Origin of the sequence: Mesorhizobium sp. M7A.F.Ca.US.006.01.1.1, assembly GCF_003997935.1 — a bacterium.
GTDB lineage: Bacteria > Pseudomonadota > Alphaproteobacteria > Rhizobiales > Rhizobiaceae > Mesorhizobium.
The window spans coordinates 1-10,883 of record NZ_RZQL01000233.1 but is presented as its reverse complement, the minus strand read 5'-3'; the positions used below and the strand labels follow the sequence as shown (position 1 = coordinate 10,883).

Below are 10,883 nucleotides of genomic sequence, written 5' to 3'. Positions count from 1 at the left end.
CATTGATCCACTGCGCCAGCGCCATGCCGGCGCCGCCGGAGGAGACGATGCCGATCGAATTGTAGCCGGTCGCCATCCAGTAGCCGGACAGTTCCGGTGCCTCGCCGAGATAGTAGCGGTCGTCGGGCGTAAAACTCTCAGGACCGTTGAAGAAGGTGTGGATGCCGGCGGTCGCCAGCATCGGCATGCGGTTGACGCCCATTTCGAGGATCGGCTCGAAATGCTCCATGTCCTCGGGCAATTGATCGAAGCAGAAATCCTCACGGATGCCGCCCATGCCCCAGGGTTTTGCCACCGGCTCGAAAGCGCCCAGCATCATCTTGCCGGCGTCCTCCTTGTAGTAGGCGCACTCGTCGGGCACACGCAGCACCGGCAGGCGGGTGAGGCCGGGGATTGGTTCGGTGACGAGGTAAAAATGCTCGCAGGCATGCAGCGGGATGGTGACGCCGTTCTGCGCTCCCAGTTCGCGTGCCCACATGCCGGCGCAGTTGACGACGATGTCGGCTTCGATCGTGCCTTGCTCTTCGCCTTGTGCCCAGGACACGCCGGTGACGCGGCCGTCCTTGCTGTGGACCTTGGTGGCCTTGACATTCTCGACGATGGTGGCGCCGCGCTGGCGCGCGCCCTTGGCCAGGGCCATGGCGATGTTGGCGGGGTCGCATTGGCCGTCGAGCGGCAAATGCACGGCGCCGACGACATCGGAAACATTGAGATGCGGGTACATCTCGCTGACTTCCCTGGGCGAAATCTCGCGCACGTCGACATCGAAGGCACGCGCCAGCGACGCTTGCCTGTAGATCTCGTGCTTGCGCTCCTCGGTCAGCGCCACGGTGATCGAACCGACCTGGCGCATGCCGGTGCCGACTTCGGTCTCTGCTTCCAGCTTGACGTAGAGGTCGGCGGAATATTTCGCCAGCCGCGTCATGTTCTGCGAACCGCGCAACTGGCCGATCAGGCCGGCGGCGTGCCATGTCGTGCCCGACGTCAGCTGTTTGCGTTCGAGAAGCACGATATCGGTCCAGCCGAGCTTGGCCAGGTGATAGGCGACCGAGCAGCCGGAAACGCCGCCGCCGATGATGACCGCTCTTGCTTTGGCGGGAACTGCCTTGGCGATCATGCTGCCTCGCGACGGTAGCTGGAAGCAAAGCGGCGCAGGCGACGTGCCGCTTCCTGCAGCACGGGCTCGGGTTGGCAGAGGCTGATGCGAATGTGGCCGGCGGCCGCCTCGCCGAAGCTGGAGCCGGGCATCACGCCAACTTTTTCCTTGTCGAGCAGGGCCCAGGCGAATTTCTCGTCGTCCGATTCGACGGCCGAGATGTCGAGCATGACATACATGCCGCCCTCCGAACCGCGCACGGTGACATCGTTCATGCCCCGCACGGCGTCGAGCAAGACGGTGCGGCGTGCCGCATAACGTTCGGCGATCTCCTTGACGCCGTAGCGGTTCTCCAGCGCCTCGGAACAGGCGATCGAGATGAAGGCCGGCAGGCCGTAGGTCGTCACCAGATTGAGATTGATCATGAGCGTGATCATCTCCTCCGGCCCCGTCAGCCAGCCCATGCGCCAGCCGGTCATGCCGTGGCTCTTGGACATCGAATTGATGACCAGCGTGCGCTCCGCCATACCTGGCAGCGAGCGCGGCGAGACGTGCTCGCCGCCGCCGAGCGTCCAGTAGACTTCGTCCGACAGCAGCCAGAGGTCGTGCTCCCGGCAGACTTCTGCCAACTGCTCCAGCCGCTCGCGCGAATAGACCGCACCTGTCGGATTGTTCGGCGTGTTGATCAGGATGGCGCGCGTGTTCGGCCGGATTGCCGCGCGGATCATGTCGGCACGTGGCTGGAAGCCATCCTCGGCCGGTGTCTCGACGACGGTGAAATCAGCGCCTGCGGCGCTGAACGTGTTGGGATAGGTGGCATAATAGGGCGCCACGACGATGGCGTGATCGCCCTGGTCGAGCACGCCCTGCACGGCCGCGTAAAGTGCGGCCTGGCCGCCCGGTGTGGCGATCACCTGATCCGGCGACGTTTCGACGCCGGTGCAGGCGCTCGAAGCTGCCGCCATCGCCTTGCGCAGGCGCGGCAAGCCGGGAAGCGGGGTGTAGTGATGATTGCTGCCGCGAACCGCGGTCACACAGGCTTCGATGGTCTGCGAAGGCGTATCGAAATCATGGTCGCCGACCGACAGCATGATGATGTCTTCGCCGGCCTCCTTGCGCGTCCAGGCGGCGAAATGGACTTCCCAGCCGTCCTTGCCCGAAGGCACGATGCCGGAAATGCGCGATGATGGTCTAGGCATGCAAAACTCCCGAAATTTCGTAGCCGGCCTGTTCGAGCCGGTCGCGCAGAGCGGCGATGTGCGGAGGTCCGACTTCGCAGCAGCCGCCAACGATGCTTGCCCCAGCCTCGACCCAGCCGATCGCCTGGTCGGCATAGGCATCCGGGCCAAGGTCGTGACGAGCGTGCAGCACATCGACGGTGCCGCCGTGCTTGAGTGCTTCGGTTGAAGTGAAGCCATTGGCGTAGGCGCCGACCGGGCCGCCGAGGTCGATCAGTTCAGGCAAAGCCGCGGCGATTGCTTCCGGCCGGCAGCAATTGACCAGCCGCGCGGCGACTGCCAGGCCGTCGAGCGCGCTTGCCGCGGTGGCTATTGCTTCGCCGCTGCGCAGTCGCGGCTTGCCGTGGTCGGCCAGCGTCCACGATACCCATACCGGCTTGCCGCTTTCCGATGCCGCGGTGACCGCCGCGCGGGCTTCGTCCGCCGACGCCATGGTTTCACACAGGAATAGGTCGACGCCATCGGCCTGCTCGGCAACGATGCGGCGGTAAATATCGAGCGTCTTCTCGAAGGAAATGGTCAGCGCCGGTGCATAGCTGCCGAAAAGCGGCGACAGGCAGCCGGCGATGGCTGCATCGCCGGCCTCGTCGCGGGCCTGCCTGGCCAATTCGATGCCGCGCTTCTGCAACGGCTTGAAAAGGTCTTCCGCACATTCACGCGTCAGGCGTTCGGGCGTTGCCGAATAGGTGTTGATGGTGATGACACGAGCGCCGGCGCGGATGAATTCCGCGTGCAGGTCGCGCACCAGATCAGGTTCGTCGATCAGCACCCTGGCCGACCATAGCGGTGTCGGCTCGGATTTGCTGCGGCGGACCAGTTCCTGGCCCATGCCGCCATCGGTGAGGATGATTTTCTTCATGCGCGCAGTCTTTCGTTCTTCGGATCCCACAGCGGTTCATCCTTCTGCACGATCGCCTGAAAGCGGTCACCGAAAATTTCGACCTCGACTGATGTACCTGGCTCGGCCAGATCGGCGCGCAGCATGCCGAGCGCGATCGATTTGTCGACCCGGTGGCCCCAGCCGCCGGACGTCGTCTCGCCGACGATCTTGCCGTCATGCCACAGCGTCGACACCGAAGGGGCGTCGAAGTCGCCCGGGTTTTCCACCACCAGCGTGACGAAGCGCTTCTTCACGCCTTGCTGCTTTTCGTTCAGCAGTGCCGCCTTGCCGCGGAAATCGGGCTTGTCCCATTTGACGAAGCGCTCTAGCCCGCCCTGCAGGATCGAATAGTCGGTCGACAGGTCGCCCTTCCAGGTGCGGTAGCCTTTTTCGAGCCTGAGCGAATCCAGCGCGTACATGCCGAACGGCTTCAGCCCGTGCTGCTGGCCTGCGGCGCAGACGGCATCGAAGATGGCTGATGTGTCGTCGACCCTGGTGTGGATTTCCCAGCCGAGTTCGCCGGCGAAGGAGACGCGCACGAGTTTGGCCCAGCGACCGGCGATCTTCGTCTCCTGATGCGTCAGCCATGGCAGAGTGAGGTCGGCTTCGCAGACATCGGCGAGGATTTTTCGCGAGTTCGGGCCTGCCAGGATCTGGGTCGAGAATTCCTCGGTCCGGTCGATCAGCCTGAACGGTGCGTCCTTGGGCACGCGCGACTTCAGCCACTCGAAATCATGCCACTGCGCGACCGCCGCGGTGATCAGCGTCATCAGGTTCTCGTCGTGACGCACGACGGACATTTCGGTGACGATGCGGCCCTTGTCGTCGGCGAAATAGACGAGACCGATGCGGCCTGGCTTCGGCACCAGCCCGGTGACCTGCAGGCTCAGCCATTCGGCGGCACCGGGACCGTCGAGGTTGAAGCGCGAGAAGCCCGGCAGGTCCAAAATGCCGGCAGCGTCACGCACGGCCAGGCATTCTTCGCGCACACGATGCTGCCACGGTCCCTCGCGGCGGAATGTCAGCGTCGCTTCCTCGGAGATGTCATCGCCGTCCTGCGCATACCAGGTGGCACGCTCCCAGCCATTATAGGCGTCGAAGCGGCCGCCGAGCGCCTTGATGCGATCGTGGATCGGCGACAGCTTGCGGTCGCGGCCTTCCGGCCAGGCATGGCGCGGGAACTGGATGGCGTATTCGTTGCCGTAGATTTCCATGCCCTTGGCGACGCAATAATCCGGCGCCGAGGCATAGGAAGTGAAGCGTCGCGGGTCGCACGACCACATGTCCCACTCGGTCCGGCCTTCTGTCACCCATTCGGCCAGCACCTTGCCGGCGCCGCCACCCTGGGCAATGCCGAAGGTGAAGACGCAGGCCTCGAAGGCATTGGGAACGCCGGGCATCGGGCCGATCAGCGGATTGCCGTCCGGCGTGTAGGGGATCGGCCCGTTGATCACCTTGGACAGGCCGGCGGTGCCGAGGATCGGCACACGGGCGACGGCGTCGGCCAGATAATGTTCCAGCCGGTCGAGATCGTCGGGGAACAGCTGGAAGGAAAAATCCTCCGGCATTAGGTCGTTGTGCGTGGCCCAATGCGCGCGGCAATTGCGCTCATAGGGGCCGAGATTCATGCCGTTCTTCTCCTGGCGCAGATAGTAGGAGGTGTCGACGTCGCGCAGCAGCGGCAGTTTCTTGCCCTGTTCCTTCGACCATGCCGCCAGTTCGGGAATCTCCTCGAACAAAATGTACTGATGGCTCATCACCATCATCGGCACGTCGCGGCCGAACATCCGGCCGACTTCGGCGGCACGGTAGCCGGCGGCATTGACGACGATCTCGCAGCGGATCTCACCTTGTGCCGTCTCGACCACCCACTCGTCGTTCTCACGGCGCACGCCTGTCACCGGGCAGAAGCGGATGATCTTCGCGCCCATGTCGCGCGCACCCTTGGCCAGCGCCTGGGTGAGCTGCGCCGGATCGATGTCGCCGTCGCTTGGGTCGTAGAGTGCGCCTTTCAAATCATGCGTCTCGATGAAGGGATAGCGACGCTGGATCTCGTCGATACCGACTATGTCAATGTCCATACCCTGGTAGCGGCCCATGCCCTTGGCGCGCTGAAATTCCTGCATGCGCTCGACCGAGTGAGCAAGGCGCAGCGAGCCGGTGACATGATAGTTCATGGGATAGTCGACCGCGTCGGCCAGCCCGCGATAAAGCTCGGTCGAATAGCGCTGCATGTTCATCAGCGACCAGGACGAGGAGAAGGTCGGCACATTGCCGGCGGCATGCCAGGTCGAGCCGGAGGTCAGCTCGTTCTTTTCGAGCAGCACGCAGTCGGTCCAGCCCGCCTTGGCGAGATGATAGAGCGCGGAGGTGCCGACGGCGCCGCCTCCGATGATCACCACGCGCGCCGTGCTCGGCAAACCCGCCATGTTCTTCTCCAAACTTGAACTCAATAGACGGGTGGTGAAACCACCCAGATGACAATTGCAGGCTCGGCACCCGGATTGCGCCAGCGGTAGGGCTTGCCTTCGAAGCGAAAGGAGTCGCCCTCGCCAAGCCGATGCCAGACACCTCCGATCTCGATGTCGAACAGTCCGGACGCGACGTATCCGGCTTCCTCGGTCGGTCGCTGCGCTTCGGCCTTCAGTTCCGCGCCCGGCGCGAAGACCGAACGCACCATCTCGAAGCTACCGCCGAGATCGGGCGATAGAAGCTCCTCCACTAGGCCGGATTCGCTTGTGCCAAGCGTGCGGCGCCTGCCGGCGCGCACGACCACGCCGCGCTCGCTTTCGACAGGCACGTCATGGCTGAAGAACAGGCTGATCGGCACGCCGAACAGTTCGGCGAAGGCCCTGAGGTCACCGAGCGATGGCGTCGACAGGCCGCGCTCGACCTGGCTGACCCAGCCGACCGAACGGCCAAGCTTCAGGCCGATCTCGGCGAGCGTCAGCCCGCGCGCCTTGCGCAGGGCCCTGATGTCGCCGGCCAGCACGCGTTCGTCAGGTCCCTGCAATGTTCTTGCGGTAGTCGAAGGCAAAACGCTCTCTTCATGAAAAAATCCAGTCAAATTTCATGAGAAATCAACCTCGTGAAAAAATCAAGCGGATTTTCACGGACACACAAGATTTGCTTGCGCGATTTTGACGGTTCATGCAAAGGCTCCGCCGAGAGCGGCGAGTGGGGACGTCCGATCGAGACAAAGGGTAAGGGACGGCCCATGCTGGAAAATAACCCCCGAATTGCGGGCGATGCCGTGATTGTCGACGAGGCGATCCTGTCGCGCCGTTCGGTGCGCGCATTCCTGCCCGACATGGTCGACGACGACACCATCCGCGCCCTTCTGGCGGTTGCGGCGCGCGCCCCATCCGGCACCAACATGCAGCCATGGAAGGTCTATGTCACCAAGGGCGAGAGCAAGCAGCGGATATCAGACGCCATTCTCAATTCCGGCATTCGCGCCGAAAAAGCTGATTGGGACGAGTACCGGTATTATCCCACGCAGTTCTTCGAGCCGTATCTGACCCGCCGCCGCGCCAACGGTTTCGGCCTCTATGGCGCGCTCGGTATCGGTCGCCGCGAGGTCGACAAGATGCGCGCCCAACACGACCGCAACTTCGTCTTCTTCGATGCCCCGGTAGGCATGATCTTCACCATCGACCGCCGCCTCAACCAGGGCTCGTGGATCGACTACGGCATGTTCCTGCAGAACATCATGGTCGCAGCTAGAGGCAGGGGCCTGCACACTTGCCCGCAGGCGGCATTCGCCCCCTATCACCGGCAGATCAGGCCGGTGCTCGACATTCCGGACGAAGAGATCGTCGTCTGCGGCATGGCGGTTGGTTATGAAGATACGTCAAAACCTGAAAACGCCTTCCGCACCGACCGCGTGCCGCTGGAAGAGTGGGTGACGTTCAGCGAATAAGCCAGCCAGCCTCATTCCGTGTTCATCTGTGCGCCGTGGCCGCTGACATGGGCGCCGTCTTGCGGCGTCAGCTTGAGGTAGGCGAGCAGCGCGCAGAGCGTGATGGCGCCCTCGATCACGAACAGGATGCGAAAGTTGTCGGCGACGGCAGGGCCGCCGCCTGCCAGAAATGACAGTGCCGCGGCGGCCAGGCCGACGCTGATTGCCACCGCCAGCTGCCATAATATGTAATAGAGCGCGCTGAAACGGGCGAGCTGCTCGGGCGCGATGTCGGAATAGGCGAGGTTGCCGGTCGAAGCCCATTGGGCGGAGCGGAAGACGCCGAAGACGAAGATGTAGGTGAGCACGATCCAGACCGGCGTGGTTGCCTGCATCAAGGCGAAGCCGGCAACCATGGCGGCGACGATGGGCGTGTTGTAGACCAGCACGCGGCGGAAGCCGAAGCGGTTGAGGACGCGCGGCATGAAGAACCGCATCGCCACCGAGCCGACCGCGGCGACGAAGGTCAGCGATCCCGCCTGCACCGCGCTCATGCCGAAGCCGAGCTGGAACATCAAGGGCAGTAGGAACACCACCGAGCTGAGGCCGATCGTGTCCAGCCCGCCGCCGGTGAGGAACGAAATGCGGAAGGTACGGATGCGCAGGAGCTTGAGATCGAGCAGCGGATTGCGCACGCGCAGGCAGTAGAACGAGGCGATGGTCAGGATGACGAGCGCCAGCGCCAGTTCGGCGGCGATGACGCCGCCCGCGGCATCCTTGGCGGCAAGCGAATCCATGCCGAAGACCAGCAGCACCATGCCGCTGCCAACCAGCAGAAAACCCGGAAAATCGAAAGGCGTGCGCACCGGCTTGGTCATCGTCGGAAACAGCGAGGCGGCAAGAATTGCCGCCGCCAGCGCGAACGGCACGTTGATGAAGAAGATCCAGCGCCAGGAAATGTAGGTGGTCAGCGCGCCGCCGACGAGCGGGCCAACCAGCGGTCCGGACTGGCCGGCGAGCGATATGTACATGTTGATCTTCAGCGTACGGCTGCGCGGAAAGGTCGACAGGATGACGACTTGGCCGAGCGTGCCCATCAAGGCGCCGCCAAAGCCTTGCAGCGCGCGGGCGCCGACCAGCGTCCAGATGTTGTCGGACAGCCCGCAGAGCGCCGACGAGGCGGCGAACACCAGCAAGGCAAAGCAGTAGACGTTGCGCAGGCCGAAGCGGTCGGCGGCCCAGCCGCCAAGCGGCATCGAGATGATCAGGCTGGCAACATAGACGGTAATCAAGAGGCCGAGCTGGCTGGGCGGACGGCCGAGGCTTTCGCTGATGCCCGGCAGCGCGGTCACCACGACATTCTGGTCGAGGCTGGTCATGAACACGCCGCAGGCGACCGTCAGCGGCAGCAGGAGCAAGGCTCTGGCCGGCACATCGGCGCGATCCGTGGCGCCGGCGGATAGTTCTGCGGTCATGGAGATGTTCGAACCAAACGAATGCGCCGACTCTTGAAGAAGGGATTTTCATATCCCTGGGCCGGTTGGGCGGCCACGTTTTCGCACCATGGGCGCCGGCGGCCCGATTCTCTAGCGGCAGAAGCGGCTGGCGTTGATGCCAGATGTGGGCAACGCGGCCATCCGGCCGACCCGCCTATTGCACCTCGTAGCCGACTTCCTCGCTGGCGTGGCAGAGCGCCTTCCAGAACGAGCGTGCAAACGAGCGGAAGACATAGATGTCGAACTGGTCGGCACTGGTGCGCTGGATCTGGGCGAAGACGTCGTGGTGGGTGGTCGAGCGGCCGGCGCCGACAGGGAAGGCCGGCAGGGAAAAGTCGATGGCGAAGAATTTCGCCAGTACCCATTCGGCCTTCGGCCCGGCAATGCGGATGGCAGTGCGGCCGTGCGAGAGGTCGGTCACCGTGCCGATGGCCGGGGTCACCACCTTGGCAAAGGCAGCGGCCAGCCCTTCGGCCTCGTCGGCAACGGTGAACTTCCCCGGCGCGAAGCCGAACACCGACTTCACCCCATCGCTCAGGCCGCCGCCGGCGCCATCGGGCAGCGCAAGCCCGGTGACGGTGCGAATGGCTGATATCAGCTTCTTCTCCTCGCTCGGCCAGGCGGCGAGCTGCACGATCGAGCCCGGCCTCGTCTCGGTCAGGATGATCTCGACACCGTGCTCGAAATTGCCGTGCGAGCCGACATGGAATTCGGGCTCAAGCGGCGACAAGGGCTCGGGTGATTGGCGCTCAACCATGCATGCGGCTCCCGTCCGGATCGAAGAAGTGGTTTGAGACGATCTCGACCGGCCCGAAACGGTTGCGCAAGGGATCGGAGACATGAGCGCGCGTGCCTTGCCGTGCCTTGCCGCCCTCGACCAGCGCCAGCGCGATATGCTTGCCGAGCGCCGGCGAATAGCAGCAGGCGGTGATATGGCCGATGGAGTCGTGCGGATTGGCTTCGTCAACCTCCTCGACGATGTGCGCGCCACCGTTGAGCGGCCGGTTATCGAGGGCGATCAGGCCGACCAGTTCGAGGCGGTCCGATGCGATCAAGCCTTCGCGGTCCATCATCGCCGAGCCGATGAAAGGCTTCTTCTTCGACAGCATCCAGTCGAGATGCAGGTCGCGTGCCGTGGTGCGGCCGTCGATCTCGGCGCCGGTGACATGGCCCTTTTCGATGCGCATGGTGCCGAGCGCTTCGAGCCCGTAGGTGACCAGCCCGAACGGCTTGCCGGCTTCGATCAAGGCTTCCCAGACATGGGTGCCGTGGCCGGCGCCGGAATAGACCTCGAAGGCCATTTCACCGGAGAAGGACAGCCGGCAGATCATCACCGGCACGCCTGCTATATCGCCGCGCACGATGCCCATGAAGGGCAAGGTGGCGTTGTCGACCGACGTGCCAGTGACACAGGCGGCGAGGATCTGCCTGGCCTTCGGCCCGCCGATCGCGGCACCCGCCCATTCGTCTGTCACCGAGGTGACGTGGACTTTCAGCTCCGGCCAGATCACGTCGAGGAAATATTCCAGATGCTGCATCACCTTGCCGGCGTTGGCCGTGGTGGTGGTCATCAGGAAGTCCTGCTCGCCGAGCCGCCAGGTGGTGCCGTCGTCGAAGGCGAGGCCGTCCTCGCGCAGCATCAGCCCGTAGCGGGCCTTGCCGACCGCCAGCGTCGAAAACATGTTGGTGTAAACGCGGTCGAGGAATGCGGCGGCGTCAGGGCCTTGCACGGCGATCTTGCCCAGTGTCGAGACATCGACGATCCCTGCGCTTTCGCGCGTCGCCTTGGCTTCGCGCACATAGGCCTGCTCGACCGTCTCGCCTGAAAGCCCGTAGATCATCGGCCGATACCAGAGGCCGGCGGAATACATCGTCGCGCCATTGGCGAGATGCCAGTCATGCATCGGCGTCAGCCGCTCGGGCTTCAGGTCACCGAAGCGCTCCGCCGCCAGCGAACCGATCGACACCGGCGCGAAGGGCGGCCGGAAGCGCGTGGTGCCGACCTCGGGGATCGGCTTGCCCAGCGCTTCGGCCATGATGGCAAGGCCAGGGACGTTGGAGCTCTTGCCCTGGTCGGTCGCCATGCCGAGCGTGGTGTAGCGCTTGAGATGCTCGACCGAGACGAAGCCTTCGCGATGCGCCAGCCGCACGTCCTCGGCTGTGACATCGTGCTGGAAATCGACAAAGCTCTTGCCCTTGGCCCTGATCTCGAACACTGGCGCTGGATCTGGATCGCCGGGCACGGCTTCGACGGTAGGCAGCACGGCAGGCG

9 protein-coding genes are annotated in these 10,883 nt (G+C 64.2%); 1 reads left to right on the top strand and 8 read right to left on the bottom strand.

Features of this window, described 5'->3' with window-relative positions:
* From EN943_RS29535 to EN943_RS29515, 5 genes are all read right to left on the bottom strand, one after another.
* Nucleotides 1-1,117, bottom strand: a 1,117-nt coding sequence (locus EN943_RS29535; protein ID WP_164778443.1) for an FAD-binding oxidoreductase, incomplete at its 3' end; no start/stop codon positions are given.
* Entirely contained in the window at nucleotides 1,114-2,295 is a 1,182-nt protein-coding gene (locus EN943_RS29530; protein WP_127415682.1) for a pyridoxal phosphate-dependent aminotransferase, read from the bottom strand. The genes EN943_RS29530 and EN943_RS29535, both read right to left, overlap by 4 nt.
* A complete protein-coding gene (locus EN943_RS29525) occupies nucleotides 2,288-3,193 on the bottom strand; it encodes a homocysteine S-methyltransferase family protein (RefSeq protein ID WP_127415681.1) in 906 nt (301 codons plus the stop codon). The genes EN943_RS29530 and EN943_RS29525 overlap by 8 nt, the downstream gene beginning before the upstream one ends.
* Nucleotides 3,190-5,643: an FAD-dependent oxidoreductase gene (locus EN943_RS29520; protein WP_127415680.1), complete on the bottom strand. Its 2,454-nt coding sequence runs from the start codon at nucleotides 5,641-5,643 to the stop codon at nucleotides 3,190-3,192. The genes EN943_RS29525 and EN943_RS29520 overlap by 4 nt, the downstream gene beginning before the upstream one ends.
* A 20-nt stretch (nucleotides 5,644-5,663) precedes the next feature.
* Nucleotides 5,664-6,206 carry an XRE family transcriptional regulator gene (locus tag EN943_RS29515; protein ID WP_032807957.1) on the bottom strand — a complete coding sequence of 181 codons (543 nt, stop codon included), beginning with the start codon at nucleotides 6,204-6,206 and terminating at the stop codon, nucleotides 5,664-5,666.
* A 225-nt stretch (nucleotides 6,207-6,431) separates the two neighbouring features.
* On the opposite strand from EN943_RS29515, the gene EN943_RS29510 reads away from it, so the two are divergent.
* The gene (locus EN943_RS29510) at nucleotides 6,432-7,136 is read left to right on the top strand and encodes a nitroreductase (RefSeq protein WP_164778442.1); all 705 of its coding nucleotides are present in this window, start codon (nucleotides 6,432-6,434) and stop codon (nucleotides 7,134-7,136) included.
* An 11-nt stretch (nucleotides 7,137-7,147) separates the two neighbouring features.
* Here EN943_RS29510 and EN943_RS29505 read toward each other — a convergent pair whose 3' ends face one another.
* The 3 genes from EN943_RS29505 to EN943_RS29495 all read right to left on the bottom strand — a co-directional run.
* Nucleotides 7,148-8,590: an MFS transporter gene (locus EN943_RS29505; protein ID WP_127415678.1), complete on the bottom strand. Its 1,443-nt coding sequence runs from the start codon at nucleotides 8,588-8,590 to the stop codon at nucleotides 7,148-7,150.
* Nucleotides 8,591-8,765: 175 nt separating this feature from the next.
* Entirely contained in the window at nucleotides 8,766-9,368 is a 603-nt protein-coding gene (locus tag EN943_RS29500; RefSeq protein WP_127415677.1) for a sarcosine oxidase subunit gamma, read from the bottom strand.
* A partial coding sequence (locus EN943_RS29495; protein WP_281060864.1) for a glycine cleavage T C-terminal barrel domain-containing protein occupies nucleotides 9,361-10,883 on the bottom strand: 1,523 nt, incomplete at its 5' end. The genes EN943_RS29500 and EN943_RS29495, both read right to left, overlap by 8 nt.

What these genes read in the sequence shown, in the direction of transcription:
- EN943_RS29530 (WP_127415682.1), bottom strand. Translation starts at nt 2,295, where the DNA reads ATGCCTAGACCATCATCGCGCATTTCCGGCATCGTGCCTTCGGGCAAG.
- EN943_RS29525 (WP_127415681.1), bottom strand. Translation starts at nt 3,193, where the DNA reads ATGAAGAAAATCATCCTCACCGATGGCGGCATGGGCCAGGAACTGGTC.
- EN943_RS29520 (WP_127415680.1), bottom strand. Translation starts at nt 5,643, where the DNA reads ATGGCGGGTTTGCCGAGCACGGCGCGCGTGGTGATCATCGGAGGCGGC.
- EN943_RS29510 (WP_164778442.1), top strand. Translation starts at nt 6,432, where the DNA reads ATGCTGGAAAATAACCCCCGAATTGCGGGCGATGCCGTGATTGTCGAC.
- EN943_RS29505 (WP_127415678.1), bottom strand. Translation starts at nt 8,590, where the DNA reads ATGACCGCAGAACTATCCGCCGGCGCCACGGATCGCGCCGATGTGCCG.
- EN943_RS29500 (WP_127415677.1), bottom strand. Translation starts at nt 9,368, where the DNA reads ATGGTTGAGCGCCAATCACCCGAGCCCTTGTCGCCGCTTGAGCCCGAA.